19 protein-coding genes are annotated in these 23,308 nt (G+C 62.1%); 3 read left to right on the top strand and 16 right to left on the bottom strand.

Translation table 11 applies throughout. The features are described from left to right. Positions 1–141: 141 nt before the first annotated feature. The 15 genes from QMX97_RS11070 to QMX97_RS11000 all read right to left on the bottom strand — a co-directional run bounded on the left by QMX97_RS11070 (position 142) and on the right by QMX97_RS11000 (position 19,241). The gene (locus QMX97_RS11070; protein WP_003174397.1) at positions 142–417 is read right to left on the bottom strand and encodes a peptidylprolyl isomerase; all 276 of its coding nucleotides are present in this window, start codon (positions 415–417) and stop codon (positions 142–144) included. 43 nt (positions 418–460) lie between these two features. Continuing rightward, positions 461–2,998 (bottom strand): PAS domain-containing protein, encoded by a 2,538-nt coding sequence (locus QMX97_RS11065; RefSeq protein WP_065907752.1) that lies wholly within the window; start codon positions 2,996–2,998, stop codon positions 461–463. A gap of 142 nt (positions 2,999–3,140) precedes the next feature. Beyond that, positions 3,141–5,093 carry an acetoacetate--CoA ligase gene (locus QMX97_RS11060; RefSeq protein ID WP_282396932.1) on the bottom strand — a complete coding sequence of 651 codons (1,953 nt, stop codon included), beginning with the start codon at positions 5,091–5,093 and terminating at the stop codon, positions 3,141–3,143. Between the two features lie 66 nt (positions 5,094–5,159). Further along, complete coding sequence (locus tag QMX97_RS11055) at positions 5,160–5,933, bottom strand: 3-hydroxybutyrate dehydrogenase (protein ID WP_106803580.1); 774 nt, start codon at positions 5,931–5,933, stop codon at positions 5,160–5,162. Between the two features lie 7 nt (positions 5,934–5,940). Further along, positions 5,941–7,332 (bottom strand): GntP family permease, encoded by a 1,392-nt coding sequence (locus QMX97_RS11050; protein ID WP_282396931.1) that lies wholly within the window; start codon positions 7,330–7,332, stop codon positions 5,941–5,943. Positions 7,333–7,618: 286 nt separating this feature from the next. Beyond that, positions 7,619–9,025 carry a sigma 54-interacting transcriptional regulator gene (locus tag QMX97_RS11045; RefSeq protein WP_282396930.1) on the bottom strand — a complete coding sequence of 469 codons (1,407 nt, stop codon included), beginning with the start codon at positions 9,023–9,025 and terminating at the stop codon, positions 7,619–7,621. Positions 9,026–9,163: 138 nt separating this feature from the next. Then, positions 9,164–10,735: an ABC transporter ATP-binding protein gene (locus QMX97_RS11040; RefSeq protein ID WP_282396929.1), complete on the bottom strand. Its 1,572-nt coding sequence runs from the start codon at positions 10,733–10,735 to the stop codon at positions 9,164–9,166. A 10-nt stretch (positions 10,736–10,745) separates the two neighbouring features. After that, positions 10,746–11,768, bottom strand: a complete 1,023-nt coding sequence (locus QMX97_RS11035; protein ID WP_065907762.1) for an ABC transporter permease — start codon at positions 11,766–11,768, stop codon at positions 10,746–10,748. Next, the gene (gene yejB, locus QMX97_RS11030; protein ID WP_282396928.1) at positions 11,768–12,829 is read right to left on the bottom strand and encodes a microcin C ABC transporter permease YejB; all 1,062 of its coding nucleotides are present in this window, start codon (positions 12,827–12,829) and stop codon (positions 11,768–11,770) included. Before yejB ends, QMX97_RS11035 begins: the two co-directional genes overlap by 1 nt. After that, complete coding sequence (locus QMX97_RS11025; RefSeq protein WP_282396927.1) at positions 12,829–14,688, bottom strand: extracellular solute-binding protein; 1,860 nt, start codon at positions 14,686–14,688, stop codon at positions 12,829–12,831. The genes yejB and QMX97_RS11025 overlap by 1 nt, the downstream gene beginning before the upstream one ends. Before the next feature lie 130 nt (positions 14,689–14,818). Next, positions 14,819–15,100 carry a peptidylprolyl isomerase gene (locus QMX97_RS11020; RefSeq protein ID WP_065887453.1) on the bottom strand — a complete coding sequence of 94 codons (282 nt, stop codon included), beginning with the start codon at positions 15,098–15,100 and terminating at the stop codon, positions 14,819–14,821. An 87-nt stretch (positions 15,101–15,187) separates the two neighbouring features. Then, the gene (locus QMX97_RS11015; protein ID WP_065907777.1) at positions 15,188–16,033 is read right to left on the bottom strand and encodes a helix-turn-helix transcriptional regulator; all 846 of its coding nucleotides are present in this window, start codon (positions 16,031–16,033) and stop codon (positions 15,188–15,190) included. Between the two features lie 64 nt (positions 16,034–16,097). Further along, the gene (locus QMX97_RS11010) at positions 16,098–17,516 is read right to left on the bottom strand and encodes an aminotransferase (protein WP_106803587.1); all 1,419 of its coding nucleotides are present in this window, start codon (positions 17,514–17,516) and stop codon (positions 16,098–16,100) included. 25 nt (positions 17,517–17,541) lie between these two features. Continuing rightward, entirely contained in the window at positions 17,542–18,642 is a 1,101-nt protein-coding gene (locus tag QMX97_RS11005) for a polyamine ABC transporter substrate-binding protein (RefSeq protein WP_282396926.1), read from the bottom strand. 104 nt (positions 18,643–18,746) lie between these two features. After that, positions 18,747–19,241: a DUF1543 domain-containing protein gene (locus QMX97_RS11000; protein ID WP_065907782.1), complete on the bottom strand. Its 495-nt coding sequence runs from the start codon at positions 19,239–19,241 to the stop codon at positions 18,747–18,749. A 106-nt stretch (positions 19,242–19,347) separates the two neighbouring features. Here QMX97_RS11000 and QMX97_RS10995 point away from each other — a divergent pair, with 106 nt between their 5' ends. Beyond that, a complete protein-coding gene (locus QMX97_RS10995) occupies positions 19,348–20,169 on the top strand; it encodes an aldo/keto reductase (protein WP_282396925.1) in 822 nt (273 codons plus the stop codon). A gap of 52 nt (positions 20,170–20,221) precedes the next feature. Here QMX97_RS10995 and QMX97_RS10990 read toward each other — a convergent pair whose 3' ends face one another. Continuing rightward, positions 20,222–20,737 (bottom strand): Hcp family type VI secretion system effector, encoded by a 516-nt coding sequence (locus tag QMX97_RS10990; RefSeq protein WP_106803590.1) that lies wholly within the window; start codon positions 20,735–20,737, stop codon positions 20,222–20,224. A gap of 477 nt (positions 20,738–21,214) precedes the next feature. Between QMX97_RS10990 and tssA the strand changes: the two genes are divergently transcribed. Together tssA and tssB are read left to right on the top strand one after the other, a co-directional pair. Further along, positions 21,215–22,768, top strand: coding sequence for a type VI secretion system protein TssA (tssA, locus tag QMX97_RS10985; RefSeq protein ID WP_120448849.1), 1,554 nt, complete (start codon positions 21,215–21,217; stop codon positions 22,766–22,768). 32 nt (positions 22,769–22,800) lie between these two features. Beyond that, positions 22,801–23,298 (top strand): type VI secretion system contractile sheath small subunit, encoded by a 498-nt coding sequence (tssB, locus tag QMX97_RS10980; protein ID WP_065907795.1) that lies wholly within the window; start codon positions 22,801–22,803, stop codon positions 23,296–23,298. Positions 23,299–23,308: the final 10 nt, after the last annotated feature.

The following is a 23,308-nucleotide window of genomic DNA, read 5'->3' as shown; positions in this document are numbered from 1 at the left end:
GGCTTGCCCCGCGTTGGAGTGCGCAGCGCTCCCAAGATTTTTGGGGCCGCTACGCAGCCCAACGCGGGGCAAGCCGGCTCACCACAACAAGCCCGCTCACTACGCAAGCCCGCTCGCCACAACCACCACAGCAACAAGCGATCAATCCCGGTAAAACACCTGCACCAGGTGATACCCGAACTTGCTCTTGATAGGCCCGTGCACCACTTTTACCGGCTTCTTGAAGATCACCGCATCGATCGCTCCGACCATCTGCCCCGGCCGCACTTCACCCAGGTCCCCGCCGCGCTTGCCGGACGGGCAGGTCGAGTACTTCTTGGCCAACACATCAAACGCTTCGCCCTTGGCAATGCGCTGCTTGAGTTGTTCGGCTTCTTCGCTGGTTTTCACCAGGATATGGCGGGCTTGGGCTTTCATTGATCTCTACCAGGTGTGCGACGGCGCGCGATTATGCCTGAACTCACTCTTCGACGCTGATCATGCTGCGGATTTTTGTCGCCAGCAAGTCGATGGAAAATGGCTTGGCGACCATGTCCATGCCGTCCTCCAGGAAGCCCTGGCGCTCGGCAGCTTTTTCAGCGTAACCAGTCATGAACAGCACCTTGAGCCCCGGTCGATGCTGGCGTGCGATTTCCGCCAGTTGCCGACCATTCATGCCCGGCAGGCCGACGTCGGTGACGAGCAAGTCCACGCGCAAATCCGATTCCAGCAGCGGCAGCGCGGTGCGGGCATCGGCGGCCTGGTGCGCGGTGTAGCCGAGTTCGTCGAGCACATTCACCACCAGCATGCGCACCGCCGGGTCATCCTCGACCACCACCACGGCTTCGCCGGCCAGCGCCAGCGGTGCCTCGCTGAGGTTCGGCGGCAGGCTGCTTTCCAGGGCGGTGCCGTGCAGGCGTGGCAGGTACAGGCGCACGCAAGTGCCCTGGCCTGGTTCGCTCTGAATGGTCACGTGGCCACCGGATTGCTGGGCAAACCCATAGATCATCGACAGCCCGAGGCCGGTGCCCTGGCCGATGGGCTTGGTGGTGAAGAACGGGTCGAATGCCTTGGCCAGGATCTTCGGCGCCATGCCGGTGCCGTTGTCGCACACGCCGAGCATCACGTAGTCGCCGGCGCGCACCGGTTCAAGGGTGGTGATGTCGGTGCCGTCGAGATAACTGTTGGCGGTCTCGATCAGGATTTCGCCGCCATCGGGCATGGCGTCGCGCGCGTTGATCACCAGATTGAGCAGGGCGTTTTCCAGCTGGCTGGCGTCGGTGTTCACCGGCCAGATGTCGTGGCCCAGTTGCACCTTGAGGCTGATGTGCGCGCCCTTGGTGCGCCGGAACAGGTCTTCCAGCGAGGCCACCAGCTGGTTGGGATCAGTCGGGCGGCGGTCCAGCGACTGGCGCCGGGAGAACGCCAGCAAGCGATGGGTGAGGGCGGCCGCGCGATGGGCCGAGGACACCGCGGCGTCGGCGAAACGGCCGATGTCGTCGCTGCGCCCGGCAGCGATGTAACGCTGCATCAGGTCGAGGCTGCCGATGATGCCGGTGAGCATGTTGTTGAAGTCGTGGGCGATACCGCCGGTGAGCTGGCCCACCGCTTCCATTTTCTGCGCATGGCGCAGGGCATCTTCGGCGCGTTCGCGCTCGAACATTTCGTTCTGCAGGCGCTGGTTGGCCTCGGCCAGCGCCTGGGTGCGCTGGGCCACGCGCTCCTCTAGGTTCTCGTTGAGGTGGCGCAGGGCTTCTTCGGTGAGCTTGCGTTCGGTCTCGTCGATCACAAAGATGTAGAAACCATTCACCGAACCGTCATTGCTGAAGCGCGGCAGGTACTTCATCAGCGCATGGCGCGGTCGGCCGTCGCGGTGCGGGGTGATGGTCATGAAGCTGCAGGCCTTGCCCTTGAGCGCGGCGGCAATCTTGTCCGCGCGCCCGGCATACACCTCCTCGCCGAGCACTTCGCGGATGCTCTTGCCGTACAGCTCCTGGGGCGTCATGCCGTACCACTCAAGGTAGGCACTGTTGTTCAGCCGAAAGCGTTGTTCATGGTCGACATAGCCGATCAGCACCGGCATGGCGTTGATGATCAGTTGCAGCTCGGTCTGGCTTTGGCGCAAGGCCTGCTCGGTGTGCTTGCGCTCGGTGAGGTCCAGCGCGGCGCCGAGGAAGCGCGCCGGGCGGCCGTGCGCGTCCTTGTAGCAGCGGCCACGGGCGAACACCCAGCGCACCTGGCCATCGGCCTGCAGCAGACGGTATTCCTCGGCGTACTCGGTGCCGAAGGTGATGCAGTGCTTGATGCTGCGCGCCACCATGGCGCGGTCTTCGGGGTGCACGCCTTGCAGGTAGGCGCTGATGGGCAGCAGCCCGGCATCGTCGGGATCAACGCCATGCAGGTAGGCGAAGTGCGCATCGGCGATAAAGCGGTCCTCGCCGATGTCCCAGTCCCAGGTGCCCACCGCGTCGGTGGCGGCCAGGGCCAGTTGCAGGCGTTGCTCGCTGTTGTGCTGGGCCTTGAGGCTGTCTTCGGAGCGCTGTTGCAGTTCGAGGGCGACGCGCCGACGCTCGTTGGTTTCGATGGCGGTGACCAGGATGCCGGCCACGCAGCCGCTTTCATCGCGGATCGGGCTGTAGGTCAGGTCCAGCCAGATGTCGGTATCGCGGTGGTCGCGTTGCAGCACGAAGCGCTGCTCGCTGAAGGTGCGCACCTGGCCGCTGAGGACGGCGTCGTAGACCGGTCCCGTAAAGCTTTCCAGCTCCGGCCAGGTCGCATGGGCCGGCTGGCCCATCGCCTCGGGGTGCTTGTTGCCCGCCAGGCGTGCGAAGCCATCGTTGTAGAGCTGAGTGAGTTGGCTGCCCCACAGCAGTAGCATCGGCATCGGCGAATTGACGACGATATCCACGGCTGTGCGCAGGCTTTGCGGCCAATCGTTGGCCTCACCGAGGGGGCTTTGCGCCCAGTCCAGCCGCGCAATTAATGCAGCAGCTTCGCTACCGGTGGATGTTCCTTTCATGAAAAAGCCCTGAGCATGACGCTTTGAAAATGACAAAGGCCGATTATCCCGTGAGTCGGGAACGGCTGACTACCCCTCGAAAAATAGCATGCATTGGGGCTTTGTCTTCAAATGAGTGCTTCAGGGCTGAAACCTTTCATCTTCAGGCCAGTTCAGGACGGTCGCGAAACTGCGCCAGCGCCTCCGGATTGGCCAGTGCGTCGGTGTTCTTGACCGGCTCGCCATGCACCACATTGCGCACCGCCAGTTCGACAATTTTGCCGCTGATGGTGCGCGGGATATCGGTGACGGCAAGGATCTTCGCCGGCACGTGGCGTGGCGTGGTGTTGGCGCGGATGACCTGGCGAATCTGCTGCTCCAGCGCCTCGTCCAGCGTGACGCCGTCGTTGAGCCGCACAAACAGCACCACCCGCACGTCGTCCTGCCAGCGTTGGCCGATGGCGAGGCTTTCCAGCACCTGCGGGACTTTTTCCACCTGGCGATAAATCTCTGCCGTGCCGATACGCACACCGCCCGGGTTGAGCACTGCGTCGGAGCGTCCGTGGATCAACAGGCTGCCGTTGGGGCGCTGTTCGGCGTAGTCGCCTTGCGCCCACACGCCAGGGAACTGGCTGAAGTAGGAAGCGCGCAGCTTCTTCTGGCCCGGATCGTTCCACAAGCCAATCGGCATCGCCGGGAAATGCCGGGTGCACACCAGCTCGCCTTTTTCGCCGACCAGCGGCTGGCCCTGGTCATCCCAGACTTCGATGGCCATCGCCAGGCTCTTGCACTGCATTTCACCGCGACGCACCGGCAACACCGGGTTACCGATTACAAAGCAGGAGACGATATCGGTGCCGCCGGACATCGACGACAGGCACAGCTCACCCTTGATTTCGCGGTACACGTAGTCGTAGCTCTGTGGCGAGAGCGGCGAACCAGTGGAAATCAGCCCCTTGAGGCTGCCCAGGTCATGGCTCAGGCGCGGTTGCAGCCCGGCCTTTTCGAGGGTGGCGAGAAACTTGGGGCTGGTGCCGAACACGCTGATGCGTTCCGCGTCGATCAGATCGATCAAGCGCTCCGGCCCCGGATGAAACGGCGAGCCGTCATACAGCACCGCCGTGGCCCCCAGGGCCAGTACCGACACCAGCCAATTCCACATCATCCAGCCGCAGGTGGTGTAGTAGAACAGGCAATCCTCACGCGAAAGGTCGGCGTGCAGGCCGTGTTCCTTGAGGTGGGTGAGCAACACGCCACCGGTGCCGTGGATGATGCACTTGGGCACGCCGGTGGTGCCGCTGGAATACAGGATGTACAGCGGATGATCGAACGGCACCGGGACAAATTCCGGCTCGCCACCGGCGCGATAGAAGTCCTCCCACAGCGCGACATTGGCCTGGGTCCGGTAGTCCTCGACCTGCGCCTGCGGCCGCGCGTACGGCACGATGATCAATTGCTGCAGGGACGGCAGGCGCTCCAGGATTTCATTCAGCTTGGTGCTCTGGTCGATGGTTTTGCCGGCATAGCGGTAGCCGGCGCAGGTGATCAGCACCTTGGGCTCGATCTGGCCGAAACGGTCGATCACGCCCTGGGTGCCGAAGTCCGGCGATGAGCATGACCAGATGGCGCCCAGGCTGGTGGTGGCGAGCATGCCGACCAGGGTTTGCCAGGTGTTGGGCATGCACGCGGCGACCCGATCACCCACGCCGACCCCGGCCGCACGCAGGCTGCGCTGCAGGCCGGCGACGTGGGCCGCGAGTTCGGCGTAGGTCAGTTGTTCGCGCCGGCCGTCTTCGCTGATGGCAACCACGGCGGGGTGGGCATCGCGGCGGCGCAGCAGGTGTTCGGCAAAATTCAGCGTGGCGCCGGGAAACCACTGGGCGCTGGGCATCTCGCGGTCTTCGATCAGCGTGGCCGAGGGCGGGCTGCGAAATTGCACCTCGAAAAATGCCACGATCGCCTGCCAGAAGGCCGGGCGCTGGTCGATGCTCCATTGGTGCAGGGCGGGGTAGTCGTCGAGCTGCACGCTGTGGTGTTCGTTGATATAGCGCCGGAACTGGTCCATCCGCGTGTTGCGGATGCGTTCGGGGGAGGGTTGCCAGAGGATGTCGGACATCAGCACGGTCTCTAGTTCTTGTATGAAGTCAGCCAGAAATCACCGGTGTTTGGCGCATCGGACGGGTTACTGGGCCAGCCAGCCACCGTCGATGTTCCAGGCGGCCCCGCGGACCTGGGCACCCGCCTCACTGCACAGGAACAGCACCAGCTCACCCAGTTGTGGCGGCGTGACAAACTCCAGCGACGGCTGTTTCTCCGCGAGCAGATCATGCTGTGCCTGCTGCGGGTCGACGCCATTGGCGGCGCGGTCATCGATCTGCTTCTGCACCAGTGGCGTCAGCACCCAGCCCGGGCAAATCGCGTTGCAGGTCACGTTGCTGGTGGCGGTTTCCAGGCCGACCACCTTGGTCAGGCCGATCACGCCATGCTTGGCCGCGACATACGCGGCCTTGCCCACCGAACCGACCTGGCCGTGCACCGAGGCGATGTTGACGATGCGCCCCCAGCCCTTGGCCTTCATGCCCGGCAAGCTCAAGCGCGTGCTGTGGAACACCGAGGACAGGTTGATCGCGATGATCGAGTCCCAGCGTTCCGCCGGAAAATCTTCCACGGCCGCCACATGCTGGATGCCGGCGTTGTTGACCAGGATGTCCACGCCGCCGAATTCACGCTCGGCGTAGGCGATCATGTCGGCGATCTGCGCCGGGTCGCTGACGTCCGCCGGGTGATGGCCGACCTTGCCGCCGAACGCCTGCACCTGGGCAATCACCGCGCTGGCGTCGCCGAAACCGTTGAGGATCAGGTTGGCGCCGGCCTTGGCCAGGCTCAGTGCGATGCCCAAGCCGATGCCGCTGGTGGAGCCGGTAACCAGGGCGGTCTTGCCGTTCAATGTCGTCATGAAAACCTCACACAATGCCGGTGGCGTAGAAAGTACCGATCACCACGAACACCGCGAGGGTCTTGATGATCGTGATGCCGAAAATGTCCTTGTAGGCTTCGCGGTGGGTCAGGCCGGTGACGGCCAGCAGCGTGATCACCGCGCCGTTGTGGGGCAGGGTGTCCATGCCGCCGCTGGCCATGGCGGCGACCCGGTGCAGCACTTCAAGGGGGATATTGGCCGCATGCGCCGCCGAAATAAAGCTCTCGGACATGGCGGCCAGGGCGATGCTCATGCCGCCCGAGGCCGAACCGGTGATACCGGCCAGCAAGGTCACGGTAATTGCTTCGTTGACCAGCGGGTTGGGGATGCCCTTGAGCCAGTCCGCGAGCACCAGAAAACCTGGCAACGAAGCGATCACCGCGCCGAAGCCGTATTCCGACGCGGTGTTCATCGCCGCCAGCAGCGCACCGCTGACCGCACTTTTACTGCCTTCGGCAAGCTTGCTCTTGATCGCCGACCAGCCAAACACCAGCACCATCAGGATCCCCACCAGCAACGCCGCCTGCACCGCCCAGATCGCGGTGAGCTTGGCGATTTCGGTGGTCACCGGCGCACTCATGCCCGGCAGGCTGAGGCTGTGGGTCTTGCCATACCACTGGGGGATCCAGTGGGTGAACAGCAGGTTCATCACGCCGACCAGGATCAGCGGCGACAGCGCGATCCACGGGTTGGGCAGCGTGAGGTTTTCGGCGGTTTCCGGCTCGTTGCGCAGTTCGGTGCCGTAGCCTTCACCGGCCCGTTGGGCCTTGTTGCGTTGGCGCGCGAGGTACAGCATGCCGGTGCAGAACACGAAGATCGTGCCAATCAACCCCAGCCACGGCGCGGCCCAGGCGGTGGTGTTGAAGAAGGTGCTGGGGATGATGTTCTGGATCTGCGGTGTGCCGGGCAGCGCGTCCATGGTGAACGAGAACGCGCCGAGGGCGATGGTCGCCGGGATCAGGCGCTTGGGGATATTGCTCTGGCGAAACATCTCCGCGGCAAACGGGTACACCGCAAACACCACCACAAACAGCGACACGCCGCCGTAGGTGAGCAGGGCACACACCAGCACGATCACCAGCATCGCCTGGCGGGTGCCGAGCAAGCGGATCGCCGCCGCCACGATGGAGCGCGAAAAGCCCGACAGCTCGATCAGCTTGCCGAACACCGCCCCGAGCAGGAACACCGGAAAATACAGCTTGATGAAGCCGACCATTTTCTCCATGAACACCCCGGTAAACGCGGGGGCAACGGCAGAAGGATCGGTGAGCAGGACAGCGCCGAGCGCGGCGATGGGGGCAAACAGGATAACGCTATAGCCACGGTAGGCAGCCAGCATCAGCAGCGCGAGGGCTGCCAGGGCAATGATCACACTCATGGTGTGTCTCCATCGGATTGTTATTTTTGTGGGGTGTTGTGGTGGGGAAGAGCTATAGCGAGATGTGTGCCAAATATTTAACTTATTGAAATATAAGAATATTTTGTATTTTTACTAAGCGTCTTGTGAAATTTATCTCTATTTTGAGACTGCGGGAGATCCCCTGTGGGAGCGGGCTTGCCCGCGAAGACGGTGTCCCAGTGCCTGGTGAGCCGACTGACACAGCGCTATCGCGGGCAAGCCCGCTCCTACAGTGGAGTGTCTTTGTTTGGGGAATGGTGTCTATCTATTGAGACTGAGCAATGCCCAACGCCACCATCTTCTTGTACAGCGTCGACCTGCCGAGCCCCAGCTGCTGCGCCGCGTCCACCACATTGCCTTCACACGCCGCAAGCGCCGCGGCAATCACCTGCCGATCAAAGCGCTCGCGTGCTGCGCTGAATGTTTCACCGGCTACCGCCGGCACTGCGGTGCGCTCGACCGGGGTAAAGGTGCCAATCGCCGCGCGAATTTCCTCGGCATCCAACACCAGGTCATCACTCAACAATGCCGCGCGCTCCAGCACATTGCGCAGCTCGCGGATATTTCCCGGCCACGCATGCTGCGCCAACAACCCAAGGGCTTCGCGGTCGAGTTCATGCTGGCTGCGCAGCTCCTCCAGGATCGCCTCGCTCAGTGCCGGAATATCCTCCAGGCGTTCACGCAGTGGCGGCACCTGGATCGGTAGCACGTTCAGCCGGTAATACAGGTCTGCCCGAAATTCCCCGCGCTTGATCGCTGCTTCGAGGTCCATCGAGGTCGCGGCGATCACCCGCACATCGCTGTGCAGCATCTCGTTGGAGCCCACCGGTTCGAATTCCTTTTCCTGCAGCACCCGCAGCAGCTTGCTTTGCAGCGGCAGTGGCATGTCGCCGATTTCATCGAGGAACAGCGTGCCACCCTGGGCAATCTGGAATTTGCCGGGACGGCCCTTGCGGTCGGCGCCGGTAAACGCGCCGGGTGCAGTGCCGAAGAACTCGGCCTCGAGCAAATCATGCGGAATCGCCGCGCTGTTGATGCTGACAAATGCCTTGTGCGCCCGTGGCGAGGCGCCGTGGATCGCTTGCGCCAGGAGCTCCTTGCCGGTGCCGGTTTCGCCGAGCAGCAACACTGGTGACTCGGCACTCGCGCTGCGCCGGGCGCGGCGCTTGACTTCGAGGCTGGCCGCGCTGGTGCCGATAAAATGCGCAAAGTTGTACTTGCTCTGGCGTTTGCGCAGCAACGAACGGGTCGAGGCCAGCTCCTGCTGCATGCTCAGGTAGCGTTCGATCAGCGGCGACAGGTTGCGCAGCTCATCAAACAGCGCAAACCCAATCGCGCCAATTACCGCGCCGGCATCGTCGTGAATGGGCAGGCGCATCACCACCAGCGGGCCTTTGGGCGTGTCCTGGATATCCAGCAGGATTGGCTGGTCATTGCGCACCACCTGGCGCAACAGGCTGTTGGAAATCACCTGTTCACACGGCTGGCCGATGGCTTCATCGGCGCTGTTCAGGCCGAAACGCTTGGCGTAGCGCTCGTTCATCCAGACGATATTCGCGTCACGGTCGACAATCACCGTGCCTTCGCTGGACTGCTCGATAATCTCGAACAACGACTGGATCGCCAGGCCACGAACCTGTTGGTAGTCCTTGAGGTTTTCGTTGATGTTCATGCTCACGCCGTCAACACAAATGGGGGGTAGGCGCGATCCTGTGGCAGCGGGCTTGCCCGCGAAGGCGGCGTGCTAGTCAATAAATCCGGCACTGATACAGCGCTTTCGCGAGCGAGCCCGCTCCCACAGGAGGCGCGTTTACAAGGGTATATGCGCCGCCGCCAGCAGCTCTTTGGTGTAGGGATGCTGCGGCGCGTCGAAAACCGCATGGCTCGCGCCACGCTCCACCACCTTGCCGTCCTTCACCACGATCATGTCATGCGCCATGGCGCGCACCACGGCCAGGTCATGGCTGATGAACAGGTAGGTCAGGCCATACTTTTCCTGCAGTTCGCGCAGCAGCGCGACCACTTGTTTCTGCACCGTGCGATCGAGCGCGGAGGTCGGCTCGTCGAGCAGCATCAGCGCCGGCTTGAGCACCAGCGCGCGGGCGATGGCAATGCGTTGGCGCTGCCCGCCGGAGAACTCATGCGGGTAGCGGTGCCGGCTGGCAGGGTCGAGGCCCACGTCCTTGAGCACCTGGATCACTTGCGCGTCACGCTCGGCCAGGCTGCACGGCGCATGCACTTCCAGGCCTTCGCTGATGATCTGCTGCACCGACATGCGTGGGCTGAGGCTGCCATAAGGGTCCTGGAACACCACCTGCATCTGCTTGCGCCACGGGCGCATCTGCTGGTGGTTGAGCGGGTCGAGGGCGGTCCCCTGGAAGCGGATGCTGCCGGTGGAATCCAGCAGGCGCAGGATCGCCTGGCCGAGGGTGGATTTGCCCGAGCCCGACTCGCCGACAATCCCCAGGGTCTTGCCGCGCTGCACGCTGAGGCTGATGCCGTCAACCGCGCGCAGGTAAGTCTTGCGCCGCAGCAGCCCGCCCGTGAGGGGGAATTGCACGCTCAGGTCGTCGACCTGCAACACCGTCTCGCGCGCATCGCTGCACAGCGGTTCGCCGGCCGGCTCCGCATCCAGCAGCAGGCGGCTGTAAGGGTGCTGCGGCGCGGTGAACAGGGTCTGGCAGTCGGCCTGCTCGACGATTTCTCCGGCGCGCATCACGCAGACGCGCTGGGCAATGCTGCGCACCAGGTTGAGGTCGTGGCTGATCAGCAGCAGCGACATGCCCAGCCGTTGTTGCAGCGACTTGAGCAGCAGCAGGATCTTGCGCTGCACGGTCACGTCCAGCGCGGTGGTGGGCTCGTCGGCGATCAGCAACTCTGGCTCGCAGGCCAGGGCCATGGCGATCATCACTCGCTGGCGCTGGCCGCCGGAGAGCTGATGCGGGTAAGCCTTGAGACGTTCCTGGGGTTTCTGGATGCCGACCAGCTCTAGCAACTCCAGAATGCGCGCCTGCGCCGCCTTGCCGCCCAAGCCTTTGTGCAACAGCAGGGTTTCGCCGATCTGCTTTTCGATGCTGTGCAGCGGATTCAGCGAGGTCATCGGCTCCTGGAAAATCATCGCAATGCGGTTGCCACGCAATTTCTGCAGGGTGGCGGCCGAGGCGCCGACCAGTTCCTGGCCGCGATACTTCACCGAGCCGGTGGTTGCAGTACCGGCCTCGGGCAGCAATTGCAGGATCGAATGGGCCGTCACCGACTTGCCCGAGCCGGACTCGCCGACCAGCGCCAGGCACTCGCCGGGGCGCACATCCAGGCTCAGGTTGCGTACCACGGTCTGGCCGCTGAAGGCGACGCTGAGGTCGCGGATCTCGATCAGGTTCATACGCAGTTACTCATGAGCGGGGGTCGAAGGCGTCACGCAACGCCTCGCCGATAAAGACCAGCAGCGACAGGATCAGCGCCAAGGTGAAAAACGCAGTCAAACCCAGCCAGGGCGCCTGCAGGTTCTGCTTGCCCTGGGCGATCAGTTCCCCCAGCGACGCGCTGCCCGCCGGCATGCCGAAGCCGAGAAAATCCAGGGCGCTCAAGGTCGAAATCGCCCCGGTCAGAATAAACGGCAGGTAGCTCAAGGTGGCGGTCATGGCGTTGGGCAGGATATGCCGGCGAATGATCTTGCCGTCGCCCAAGCCCAAGGCCCGCGCCGCCTTGACGTACTCCAGGTTGCGGCCGCGCAGGAATTCGGCGCGCACCACGTCCACCAGGGCCAGCCAGGAGAACAGCGCCATGATCCCCAGCAGCCACCAGAAGTTGGGCTCGACAAAGCCCGACAGGATGATCAGCAGATACAGTACCGGCAACCCGGACCACACCTCCAGGATGCGCTGGCCAAGCAAATCCACCCAGCCGCCGTAGTATCCCTGCAATGCACCGGCGGCGATGCCGATGGCGGCACTGATCGCGGTGAGCGCCAGGGCAAACAGGATCGACACCCGCGCGCCGAAGATCACCCGCGCCAGCACGTCCCGCGACTGATCGTCGGTGCCCAGCCAGTTCACCGCCGAGGGCGGGCTGGGGGCAGGGCGGGTCAGTTCGTAGTTGGGGGTGTCCTCGCTGAACGCAATCGGCGGGAACAGCATCCAGCCACCGTCCTGCTTGATCAGCTGTTGCACGTAGTCACTGCGGTAATCGGCCTGGAACGGCAGTTGCCCGCCGAACTGCTGTTCGGTGTAGCGCTTGAACACCGGGAAATACAGTTCGTTCTTGAAGCTGAGCACCAGGGGCTTGTCATTGGCGATCAACTCGCCGCCCAGGGTCAGGATGAACAGGCCGATGAACAGCCACAGCGACCACCAGCCGCGACGGTTCTTCTTGAAGCGTTCGAAACGCCGACGGGCCACCGGAGACAGATTAAGCATCAGGCGTTCCTCGCGGCGAAGTCGATACGCGGGTCCACCAGCGTGTAGCAGAGGTCGCCGATGAGTTTTATCAGCAGGCCAAACAAGGTGAAGATAAACAGCGAGCCAAACACTACCGGGTAGTCACGCGACACGGCGGCTTCGTAGCTCATGCGCCCGAGCCCATCGAGGGAGAAGATCACCTCGATCAGCAGCGAACCGGCAAAAAACACGCTGATAAACGCCTGGGGAATCCCCGAAATCACCAGCAGCATGGCATTGCGGAACACATGGCCGTACAGCACTCGCCGTTCGCTCAAGCCCTTGGCCCGCGCGGTCACCACGTATTGACGCGTGATTTCATTGAGAAACGAATTCTTCGTGAGGATGGTCAGGGTCGCGAACCCGCCGATCACCAATGCAGACACTGGCAGCACCAGGTGCCAGAAATAATCGGCAATCTTGCCCACGGTGCTCAGCTCTTCGAAATTCTCCGAGACCAGCCCGCGTACCGGGAACCAGTTCAGCGACGTGCCGCCGGCGAACACCACGATCAGGAACATTGCGAACAGGAACGCCGGCATCGCATAACCGATCACGATGGCGGTGCTGCTCCACACATCAAAGCTGCTGCCATGGCGCACCGCCTTGCGAATTCCCAGGGGGATCGACACCAGGTAGGTGATCAGCGTGGCCCACAGGCCGAGAGATACGGTGACTGGCATTTTCTCCAGGATCAGGTCGGTTACCGTGGCTCCGCGAAAGAAACTGTTGCCGAAATCCAGCTTGGCGTAGCTCTTGAGCATCAGCCACAGGCGTTCCGGCGCGGGCTTGTCGAAGCCGTACTGTTTTTCGATGTCCTTGATCAGTTTCGGGTCCAGGCCACGGCTGGCGCGGGAGCCGCTGCTGATGCCCTCGCCGGATGAACCGCCGATTGCGCTGCCGCCGATGCCTTGCAGGTGGGCGATGGCTTGTTCCACCGGGCCGCCTGGCGCGGCCTGCACGATGACGAAATTGACCAGCAGGATAATCACCAGCGTCGGGATGATCAGCAGCAGGCGCCGCACGATATAGGCAAACATCAGCGCGTCCCTCCGCGTTTTTTCAGCTCGGCGTCCATTTGCTCATTGGTCAGCGGCGTCGGGCTGATCTCCCACCAGGTTTCCAGGGCCTCGTCGTTCTGCGCCTCGATGGCCGGGCGACCGAACCGGTTCCACCACGCGGCGGACGTGCCGGGCGGGTAGTAATTGGGGATCCACAGGTAATTCCATTGCAGCACGCGGTCCAGGGCATGGGCGTAGTTGAGCATCTGCGCCTGGGTATCGGCCTTGACCAGGCCCTTGATCAGCGTATCGACGGCCGGGTCCTTGAGCACCATGTAGTTGTTGGCGCCCGAATCAAACGCGGCCGCCGAACCGAAGTAGTTGTACAGCTCCATGCCGGGCGATGTCGTCACCGGGAAGCCGGTCACGATCATGTCGTAGTCGCGCGCCATCAGCCGGTTCACGTATTGCGAGGAGTCGATGCGGCGAATATTCAAGGTGATGCCGATCTGCGCGAGGTTGCGTTTATACGGCAACAGCAAACGCTCGACGCCGTTCTGGGCATTCAGGAAGGTGAATTCCAGCGGCTCGCCCGCGGCGTTGACCAGCTTGTCGCCCTGCGGTTTCCAACCGGCCTCTTCAAGCAGGGCCAGGGCTTGCAGTTGCTTGTCGCGGATCATGCCGCTGCCGTCGGTGACCGGCGCCTTGAACACCTGGGTGAACACCTCGTCCGGCACCTGGCCGCGCAAGGGTTCGAGAATTGCCAGTTCCTCCGGGGTCGGCAACTGGGTCGCGGCCAATGGGCTGTTGGAGAAGTAGCTCTGCTGGCGGATGTACATATTGCGCATCATCTGCCGGTTGGCCCATTCGAAATCCCACAGCATCGCCAGCGCCTGGCGCACACGGCGGTCCTTGAACATCGGTTTTTGCACGTTGAACACATAACCCTGGGACGGCTGCGACATCGCTTTGGCCAAGTGCGCGCGTTGCAGGCGGCCATCGTCGAGTGCCGGGCCGTTGTAGCCGATGGAGTAACCGGTGGCAGAGAATTCACGGTTGAAATCGTAGGCGCCGCCGCGCAGTACCTGGCGGGCCACTTCGGTGTCGCCGAAGTATTCCAGGCTCAGGTGATCGAAGTTGTACAGGCCACGGCTGACGGGCAGGTCCTTGCCCCACCAGTCCGGGTCGCGGGTAAAGGTGATGGTGTTGCCCGAATCGATCTTGCTGACCTTGTACGGGCCGCTGCCCAGCGGGGCTTCGTAGCCGCCGCCGTTGGCGAAGTCGCGGGTTTTCCACCAGTGCTCGGGGAACACCGGCAGGGTGGCGATATCCAGCGGCAGGGTGCGGTTCTCGTTGCTGGAAAAATCGAAGCGCACCTGGCGCGGACCTTCGACCTCGACGTGCTTGACGTCGGCGAACAGTGTGCGAAAGCGCAGGCTGCCCTGGGTCATCAGCAGGTCGAAGCTGTAGCGCACGTCTTCGGCGGTGATCGGCTTGCCATCGGCAAAACGCGCCTTGGGGTTGAGGTAGAAACGCAGGGACAGGCCGTCGTCGGCGCGTTCCATCTTCTCGGCCACCAGGCCATACACCGTGTAGGGTTCATCCAAGGAGCGCTGGGCGAGGGGGGCATACAGCCAGCCGTCGACCTGGGACACGCCGATGCCTTTGTCGATATACGGCAACACGTGGTCGAAACGCCCGATTTCCAGGGCCGAGCGCCGCAGCGTGCCGCCCTTGGGCGCATTCGGATTGGCGTAGTCGAAATGGGTAAAGCCGGCAGCGTATTTGGCCGGTTCGCCGTACACCGTCAGGTAGGTTTGCGGGGCCGCGATCACGGCCGTGCTGGCCATCAGCAAGGCCAGGGTGGAACTCAGCAGAGATGAAAAAGCCAATCGCATTGTCAGCCTTGAACGCCGGGTGAAGAAGATTAGGGATTTGTACGCTAACGGCATCAACGTCGCCAGTCACCACATGCACAACGGCCCACCAAAAGGCGGGCCGTTGTTTATAGCATCAGCGCAGACTGGATCAGTCCTGGCGGCTGGTCACTTCCAGCAGGTGGTAGCCAAACTGGGTTTTCACCGGGCCTTGCACGGTGTTGACCGGGGCGCTGAACACGACGCTGTCGAATTCCTTGACCATCTGGCCTGGACCGAACGAACCCAAGTCACCGCCTTGGCGGCTGGATGGGCAGCTGGAGTTGGCTTTGGCAACTTCTGCGAAATCAGCGCCGCCTTCGATTTGGGCCTTGAGTTCGTTGCACTTGTCTTCAGTGGAAACGAGGATGTGACGGGCGGTGGCTTTGGCCATGGGGATTAACTCCTTGAGTAAAAACGGTGAGCGTACCGGATTCAGGCGGTTATTTCCTGGCAAAGTTCCCGGTAAATGCCCAGTGGCTCACGCGCGGGCCATGGCGCCGCTGCGGGTCAACCATTCGATAAACAACGCAAACAGCTCGGCCTGGGAATTGATCGCGAGCTTGGTGTACAGGTTCTTGCGGTGCATGCGCACGGTTTCCGGCGAGATCCCCAGCACCTGGGCCGTGGATTTCACCGAGTGGCCGCGCAGGATCAAGTGCGCGATCTCGCGCTCGCGCACGGTCAGCACGCCACTGGCAAACCCCATGAACGCCGCCTCGATTTGCTGGTGCGCCTGGGTCTGGGTAAACCCTTCATCACGGATCACCTTGGCCAGGCCCCCGGTGGTGCCAAAGCGGCGCAGCAATTCGCGGACCATGGCCTGGGTGGCCTGCTGCAACGCCAGTTGCGCGTCGCTGAACTGCCCGGCGCTGAGGCCCTGGAACATGCACAGCGAGATCTTGCTCTGTGGCCCCAGGTCGACAATGTAGTAACTCTCCTGGGCACCGCCGCTGCGCAGGTAGTAGGTCTTGTAGTACTCGCTGTTGAAAAAATCGTCCGGGGCGATCTGGGCCAAGTGATAGAAGCCCTCGGCCAGGCCCTTGTCGACTGCCAGGCAGAACGGGTCCAGCAGGTAGCCGCGCGAGAAGTAGCGGTGGATGATTTCGTCCTGATAGGCGCGGGGAATACCCTGCTGATAGAGCAGATGCGGGGCCAGGCCCTGGCGCTCCAGGCTGATCATCATCGATTCGATGGGCGTGAGCACACACAGCGCGCTGGCCAGGTGTTCGAGGAAGCACGCCTCGTCCACATGGATCAGTGCCTGGGCCAGGGCGCGGTGCCAGGCTTCCAGTTGCTGCAGGGTCGGGTCGGGAGCTGTCGTCATGCTGGCCAGTCTACCGCAGGCCAACCCCCAGGCAAAAACGCCGAGACAGGCTCGGCGTTGAGGTTCATTGGCCCTGGTACTCGCCCGTCTGGCGCAGTTCGGCGGCGGTGTCGAGGATGCATTGGCGCAGGGTCTCGACCACCTCGTCGACCTGGGCATGGGTGATGATCAGTGGCGGTGACATCACATTCAAGTGACCGATGGGGCGTACCAGCAAGCCCTTGGCCTGGGCGCGAAGATGGATTTTTTCGCCGATATTGACCGCGTCCGGCAGCAGCGCCTTGGTGCGCTTGTCGGCGACAAACTCGATGCAGGCCATCAGGCGCTGGCAGCGGATATCGCCCACCAGTGGCAAATCGACCAGGGTTTGCAGGCGTTGCTCCAGGTACACCCCGACATCTTCCACATGTGCCAGCAGGTTTTCGCGCTCGATGATCTCGATATTCTTCAGCGCCGCCACGCAACTGACCGGGTGGCCGCTGTAGGTGAAACCGTGGGTAAAGCAACGGCCCTTGCCCGGCTCGCCGATCACCTGCCAGATGCGCTCGGAGAAAATGCACGCGCCCAATGGCAGGTAGCCGGAGGTCAGGCCCTTGGCGGTGGTGATGATGTCCGGCTGCATGCCAAACACGTCCTCGGAGGCAAAAAACGCACCGAGGCGTCCGAAGGACGTCACCACCTCATCGGCCACGTACAGCAAGTCGTAGCGCTGACAGATTTCCCACATGCGCCGGTGGTAGCCCTTGGGTGGAATGATCACGCCACCCGACCCCATGATCGGCTCGGCAAAGAACGCTGCGACGTTGTCCGCGCCCAGGGTAAGGATCTTGTCTTCGAACTCGTTGACCAGGCTGTCGAGAAACTCCGCCTCGCTCATCCCCTGTGGCGCCCGGTAGTAATTGGGGCAGGCGATGTGGTGGAACAGGTCGCTCATGAAATCGAATTCCGGCGCGCGGTCGGCGGCCTTGTTGCCGATCGACATGGTCAGGAACGTGCTGCCGTGGTATGCGCTGAAGCGCGAAATGATGTGTTTCTTGGCCGGCTTGCCACGGCTGTTCTGGTAGAACTGCACCAGCCGGTAGGCGGTGTCCACCGCCGTTGAACCGCCGGTGGTCAGAAACACATGGTCGAGGTCGCCGGGCGCCAGGCTGGCAAGCTTGGCGCACAGCTCGATGGCGGTGACATTGGCCATGTCGCAGAACGGGTTGGAATAAGCCAGCTGACGCACCTGATTGGCGATGGCCTCGGCCATTTCCTCGCGGCCCAGGCCGATATTCGTACACCACATGCCGCCGACCGCATCCAGGTAGCGATTGCCCTGGGTGTCGTAGATGTAGGCCCCGTCGCCGGCGGCAATATTCAGCGAGCCCTGTTCACGGTGCTCGTCGAACATATGGAAACCGTGCATGTAGTGAGCTTTGTCGGCGGCGTCCAGCTTGGCATTGTCGAACTGGGCGAAGAAAGCAGGATTTGGCAGAGTCATGGCATTTACCTTCAATGGCTGGTTTTCACTTGCCGGTCTTCACGGCATTCCAGGTACGGGTGATCAGGCGCACGGCGGCCGGTGGCTGGCTTTTTTGCGTGAACAGACGCTGCAGGGTCGCGGCGTCGGGGTAGATCGCCGGGTTGTCGCGGATATCGGCATTCACCAGCGGCTTGGATGCCAGGTTGCTGTTGGCGTAATGGATGGTGTTGCTCACGCCGGCCATGGTCGCGGGCTGCAGGAGGAATTCGATGAATTTGTGGGCATTGGCGACATGCGGCGCATCCGCCGGGATATAGAAGTTATCGAACCAGATCAGCGAGCCTTCCTGGGGAATGAAGTAGTCCAGGTTGATCTTCGCCCCGGCCTCCGTCGCGCGCGCCTGGGAGGTGGCGTAATCGCCGGACCAGGTGGTGGCCAGGCACAGATCGCCGTTGGCCAGACCGTTGATGAAACCGCTGGAGTCGAATTTGCGAATGTACGGTCGCACGGCCATCAACACCGCCTGGGCCGCCTTGAGGTCTTTGGGCGCGACACTGTTCGGGTCCAGGTGCAGATAGGTCAGGGCCAGCGGGATCATGTCAGTGGGCGAATCCATGAAGGTGATGCCGCAGTCGGCAAATCGCGACACGATCTTCGGATCGAAAATCATCGCCAGCGAACCGATGGGCGCATCCGGCATGCGCGCCTTGATCATGTCGACGTTATAGGTCACGCCATTGCTGCCCCAGGTATACGGCGCGGAATAGGTGACACCCGGGTCATGGGCTTCCAGGTGCTTGAGTACCAACGGGTCGAGGTTTTTCCAGTCCGGCAGTTGCGTTTTGTCCAGTGGCTGGAACACCTTGCCCTGGATCAGCAGCGGCACCAGCGAGGCGTTGAGCAAGGCCAGGTCATAACCGGAACGTCCGGAGAGCAACTTGCCCTGCACGGTCTCGTAGGAATCGTAGGTGTCGTAGATCACCTTGATCCCCGTGGCCTTCTCGAAGTCGGCCAGGGTGGTCTCGCCGATATAATCCGCCCAGTTGTAGATACGCAGGGTGTTATCCGGGGCGTCTGCGGCCTGGCTCAGGGCCGGCAAGGCCAGCAATACGGCGCTGAACACGGCGATAAAGGCTTTATGCATGGGGACCCACCTTGTGTTGTGCTGTTATCAGGCGAAGGGACTGATGGCACTGTCAGGCAGGTAGCGGGCAGGGCGCCATACCCCGTTCGGGTAGGGCGCCGGATTCAGGGCAGGACGATATAGTCGTTGCGCTGGATGATCGGCCGGTGCGGGCCCTGCACCAGGTGCAGGTAGCGGCCGTCCACGAGGTCGATGGGCAGGCAGTCGTCGATATCCAGCACGCCGTCGGTGTGGGCCTGGGACCAATGGCGCAGCATCTGCTGCTTGCCCTGGCGGGTGGCGTCCTGTTTGTTGCGCGCGACTACCAGCAGGTAATGATGGGCCTCGCCGAAGCTGTTGGCTTCATAACCGCCGAGGTTGATGAAATACAGGTGATGCGCTCCCGCCTCGGGGGCCAGGTGGCTGAGTTCGACCTTCCAGCCGTCGACGCCATCCACTGCCATCCACGAATCGATATGCACGCCCTTGGGGCTGCCGAACCAGCCGTCGCGCAGTTGCGGGTAGGTAGCTTCCAGCGTATCCGCCGCAGCGAACACCACATCATGCACTTCAATTTTCGCCCTGGGGTGCTTGCCCCCGAGCATCACGACAAACAGCATTGCAGGTCCTTCCTGGCGACTTGGCAGAGCGCAACCATACTTCGATTGAACCCTTTTGTCCGGCCAATGCCACACTGTTAATCCGCACACTCATCAGGAGATTGTCATGCGTACCATTGATCTGGCGGGCGTTCCCGTCCCTGTCGTCGGCCAGGGCACCTGGCGCATGGGCGAGGATCCAGACCAGCACCGCGCTGAAGTCGCGGCGTTGCAACTGGGTATCGACGAGGGCCTGACCCTGATCGATACCGCCGAAATGTACGGCGAGGGCGGCGCCGAAACGGTGGTCGGCGAGGCCATCCGCGGCCGGCGTGACCAGGTGTTCCTGGTGAGCAAGGTCTACCCGCACAATGCCAGCCAGAAGGGTATCCCGCGTGCGTGCGAAGCCAGTCTCGCGCGCCTGGGTACCGACTATATCGATCTGTATCTGTTGCACTGGCGTGGCCAGTACCCGCTTGAAGAAACCGTCGAGGCCTTCGAACGTTTGCGCGAGGCGGGCAAGATCGGCCGCTGGGGTGTCTCCAATTTCGACGTGGCCGACCTGCAGGAACTTGCATCCCCGGCCTGCGCGACCAACCAGGTGCTCTACAACATCGAAGAGCGTGGTATCGAATTCGACCTGCTGCCGTGGTGGCAACAACATCACTTGCCGTTGATGGCGTACTGTCCGATTGCCCAAGGCGGAGCGTTGTTGTCCAGCACGACCCTCAAGCAGATTGCGCGCCGTCATCAGGTCTCACCCGCCCAGGTCGCCCTGGCCTGGGTGTTGCGCCAGGACGGCGTGATCGCCATCCCCAAGGCGGTCACCCCTGAGCACGTACGGCTCAACGCCGCTGCGGCCAAGCTGGTGCTGGACGAGCATGACCTTGACGCCATCGACCGCGTGTTCGGCGCCCCCAAGCGCAAGCACCCGTTGGCCATGGTCTAGCCACCTGGCCGCAACGGCGCCGTCCCTGGCTGCCATTGCGGCACGAGTTGCCTCAGCCCGCTACCGGGCTGCGCCAGTCATCCGACCCGGACGTGCCAGAGACTTCGTGCGTCCAGACGATCTTGCGATAGGTGAAGTACACCTCCTCAAGATGAGTGAAGTGGGCATTGTCCGGGTCCTGGCAATTGGGCATGCGTGACTGGATATCGACGATCGTCGCGCCTTCAAGTTCGATGGTGAAGTAATGCTCCTGGGTGCCGGCCGAGGACGTGCGCAGCCATTCCAGCCGGCACTTGACCTCCTCGCCGCTGGTCAACGCGCTGAACAGCAGTGGCGAGGACTTATCGAACACCTTGCTGATCATCAGGGGCTTGTGGACCCTCTGGCCCGTTGGCTGGCCGGACTGCGGATCACGGGGAATGATCACCTGATGGGAAAAGGCCTGCACCAGAATCTGGTCCTCGTGGCCTTCCTGATAAATATTGCCTACCGAGTCCTGGGTGAATGTACCTGCCGTTATCAAACCTTGCTTGACGCCGGTGATGGAAAGATACGCGGGTGTTGGCATGACGGTTTCCTTGCCTGATTGATGAGGTAGTTCCAACGGGCAAGTGCGCCGGTCGGAGACATACCCTTAACAAGAAGCGTGCCGGAAAGTGCGAGGGCCAATGAAAGTAATGGTCTGGCAGGTTCTTGATCGAACTATTGAGTCAGTAGGGGTTTTTTAAAGCGGTTTTAAGTGAGGTGTGTTGCGCAGAAGTGCGCAATTAGTTGCTCATAGGCTTTGTATAAGCTGCATTTGGGTAGGGGCGGAAGTTCCGGCTTGGATGCTTGTTTACCTGTGCAATCTGCTGCGCATGCCTCAATTTACAAGGGTTGTAGGAAATTCCTTAAGTGCACTTCCCTCGCTTGCTGGATGTTCAATGCGTGGCTAAGGTTTGCGAACTTCGTTGCGAATCGAGCGAAGGTCAAGTGGCATTCTGATGCACGAATTTAATGTGCTTAGTTGGCCTTTTCTGTCTTTGGTAGTTGTGCGCGGTGCTCAATGTCTTATTCGGACAAGTTGTGTGATCATTATCTTGAAGTCGCAAAAATGCCGTGCTCGCAAACAAGTTTTGCTGGCAGCGACATGCGCTTTTCGAATGAGTATGACGCGCTCGAGACCGAGTTGGAGAAGGCGCAATCGCTGCACGGCAGCGGCCAGCCCGATTGGCACAAGGTCCTCGAAATCAGTGAGTCGCTGTTGTGTCGCCAGTCCAAGGATCTGCGCGTAGGCGTCTGGTTGACCTGGGCATTGCATCAGCGTGACTCCTTCCCCGGGTTGCTGGCCGGCCTCGGGTTGTTGCGTTATCTCTGCGAGCAGCACTGGGCGGCGCTGTATCCCGCAAAGCTGCGCACCCGGAGCGCGGCGCTGCGTTGGTTGGTATTACGGCTTGAGCCGTTGTTTGCGCAGAGTGTATCGGTACAGAGCCAGCAGCCGTTGTTTCACTGCGTACTCGAACAATTGGTGCGGCTCGATGAACTGTGGACCGAACACCTGGGAGATGACGCGCCGCTGTTGCTGCCGATTCGCCGACAACTGACGCAGCGATTGGAACGCGTTGCACACGATGAGCCGCCGCCTGCCGGGTTGAGCGGTGCGATTGCGCAGGTCAAGCAGGCCACCACTCAACTGCTGAAGCCCGAAGCGGTGGTGGAGAACGAAAAACAAGCGCACAGAGTGTTGCGCACCTTGCAGGAGCAAGCTCGTCCCTTGTGTGCCTGGTGGTTGCGACAGAGCGCCACCGACCTGCGGGCATTACGCCTGAATCGAACCTTGGCATGGCTGGCGCTGGTCAGTTATCCGGACGCCGACAACCAGCACGTCACCTCATTGCGCGGACTGGCCCCCGACAAACTCACACGATTCCAGGAGCGTTTTGCCCAAGGGCATCACGCCGACCTGATGCTCGAACTTGAGGCCAGCCTCGCCGGTGCCATGTTCTGGTTCGACGGGCTGCATAGGCTCTGGCAATGCCTGGAGGCGCTGCAGGCGGATCAGGCCATGACCGAGCTGGAAGTGTCTTTTGCCTTGTTGCTGCAACGCTTGCCCAACCTGCCCGAGTATCGCTTTCACGACGGCACACCGTTCGCCGACACGGCAACCCGCGATTGGATCGCACTGCAGGTAACCCGTCACCTGCGCAGGCCTGAGTCACCGGCAGTCGCGGCCGATGTCGATGCCGAACCTTGGGAGAAGGCCTTGCAGGAGGCGGTGCCCAGGCTGCGCAAGGACGGGCTCAAGAGTGTCATACCTGTGTTCAAGCAGGGCATGCACGGCGCCCACAGTGATCGTGCCCGGTTTCATTGGCGTCTCGCACAGGCTCGCGTGTGTGTACACGCGGGCAAGCATGAGCTGGCAAAGATCCAGCTCGAATACCTCGATCACGAGTTGCAACGGTCGGCGCTTGAGCGCTGGGAGCCGCAGTTGGCACTGCAGGTGGCCCAGCTGCTGCACCGCTGCTGCGACCTGATGCCACAAAACCACGCCGTGCGCGAGCGCAAGGAAGACACCCATCGCAGGCTGTGCCTCTTCGATCTTGAAGCGGTACTTGAATAGGCTTTCGAGCCACTTGAAAACGGAGCAGCACCATGGCCAAAGACGGTTCGGTAGCACCCAAGGAACGTATCAATATTACCTTCAAGCCAGCTATCGGTGGGGCGCAGGAAGAGGTTGAGCTGCCGCTCAAGCTGCTGGTCCTCGGTGATTTCACCCAGCGTGAAGACCTGCGCAAGCTTGAAGACCGCAAGCCCGTCGCACTCGACAAGAACACGCTCGACGAGGTGCTGGCCAAGCAGGCACTGAGCCTGACGCTGAATGTTCCCAACCGGCTTCAGGAAGGCGACGACGCCGCCGAGTTGGCCATCCAGGTGCGTATCAACACCATGAAGGATTTCAACCCTGCGAACCTGGTGGAGCAGATTCCCCAGCTGCACAAGTTGATGGCGTTGCGTGAGGCACTCATGGCGCTCAAGGGACCGCTGGGCAATACACCCAGCTTTCGCAAAGCCATCGAGCAGGCCCTGGCCGATGACGTTTCCCGCGCAAGGGTATTGGCAGAGCTAGGGCTGAACAGCCCTACCGCCTGACATTCTCAGT

The organism is Pseudomonas sp. PS01298 (assembly GCF_029959745.1).
Taxonomy (GTDB): Bacteria; Pseudomonadota; Gammaproteobacteria; order Pseudomonadales; family Pseudomonadaceae; genus Aquipseudomonas; species Aquipseudomonas aylmerensis.
Note: the sequence above shows the minus strand (reverse complement) of the source record. Positions and strands in the feature narration are given on the sequence as shown.

Excerpts from the sequence above, each read along its gene's own strand:
- QMX97_RS11050 (WP_282396931.1), bottom strand. The coding sequence starts at position 7,332 with ATGAGTGTGATCATTGCCCTGGCAGCCCTCGCGCTGCTGATGCTGGCT.
- QMX97_RS11070 (WP_003174397.1), bottom strand. The coding sequence starts at position 417 with ATGAAAGCCCAAGCCCGCCATATCCTGGTGAAAACCAGCGAAGAAGCC.
- QMX97_RS11000 (WP_065907782.1), bottom strand. The coding sequence starts at position 19,241 with ATGCTGTTTGTCGTGATGCTCGGGGGCAAGCACCCCAGGGCGAAAATT.
- QMX97_RS11060 (WP_282396932.1), bottom strand. The coding sequence starts at position 5,093 with ATGTCCGACATCCTCTGGCAACCCTCCCCCGAACGCATCCGCAACACG.
- yejB (WP_282396928.1), bottom strand. The coding sequence starts at position 12,829 with ATGTTTGCCTATATCGTGCGGCGCCTGCTGCTGATCATCCCGACGCTG.
- QMX97_RS10990 (WP_106803590.1), bottom strand. The coding sequence starts at position 20,737 with ATGCCAACACCCGCGTATCTTTCCATCACCGGCGTCAAGCAAGGTTTG.
- QMX97_RS10995 (WP_282396925.1), top strand. The coding sequence starts at position 19,348 with ATGCGTACCATTGATCTGGCGGGCGTTCCCGTCCCTGTCGTCGGCCAG.
- QMX97_RS11035 (WP_065907762.1), bottom strand. The coding sequence starts at position 11,768 with ATGCTTAATCTGTCTCCGGTGGCCCGTCGGCGTTTCGAACGCTTCAAG.
- QMX97_RS11045 (WP_282396930.1), bottom strand. The coding sequence starts at position 9,025 with ATGAACATCAACGAAAACCTCAAGGACTACCAACAGGTTCGTGGCCTG.
- QMX97_RS11040 (WP_282396929.1), bottom strand. The coding sequence starts at position 10,735 with ATGAACCTGATCGAGATCCGCGACCTCAGCGTCGCCTTCAGCGGCCAG.
- QMX97_RS11055 (WP_106803580.1), bottom strand. The coding sequence starts at position 5,933 with ATGACGACATTGAACGGCAAGACCGCCCTGGTTACCGGCTCCACCAGC.
- QMX97_RS11005 (WP_282396926.1), bottom strand. The coding sequence starts at position 18,642 with ATGCATAAAGCCTTTATCGCCGTGTTCAGCGCCGTATTGCTGGCCTTG.
- tssB (WP_065907795.1), top strand. The coding sequence starts at position 22,801 with ATGGCCAAAGACGGTTCGGTAGCACCCAAGGAACGTATCAATATTACC.
- QMX97_RS11020 (WP_065887453.1), bottom strand. The coding sequence starts at position 15,100 with ATGGCCAAAGCCACCGCCCGTCACATCCTCGTTTCCACTGAAGACAAG.
- tssA (WP_120448849.1), top strand. The coding sequence starts at position 21,215 with ATGTCTTATTCGGACAAGTTGTGTGATCATTATCTTGAAGTCGCAAAA.
- QMX97_RS11065 (WP_065907752.1), bottom strand. The coding sequence starts at position 2,998 with ATGAAAGGAACATCCACCGGTAGCGAAGCTGCTGCATTAATTGCGCGG.
- QMX97_RS11015 (WP_065907777.1), bottom strand. The coding sequence starts at position 16,033 with ATGACGACAGCTCCCGACCCGACCCTGCAGCAACTGGAAGCCTGGCAC.
- QMX97_RS11025 (WP_282396927.1), bottom strand. The coding sequence starts at position 14,688 with ATGCGATTGGCTTTTTCATCTCTGCTGAGTTCCACCCTGGCCTTGCTG.
- QMX97_RS11010 (WP_106803587.1), bottom strand. The coding sequence starts at position 17,516 with ATGACTCTGCCAAATCCTGCTTTCTTCGCCCAGTTCGACAATGCCAAG.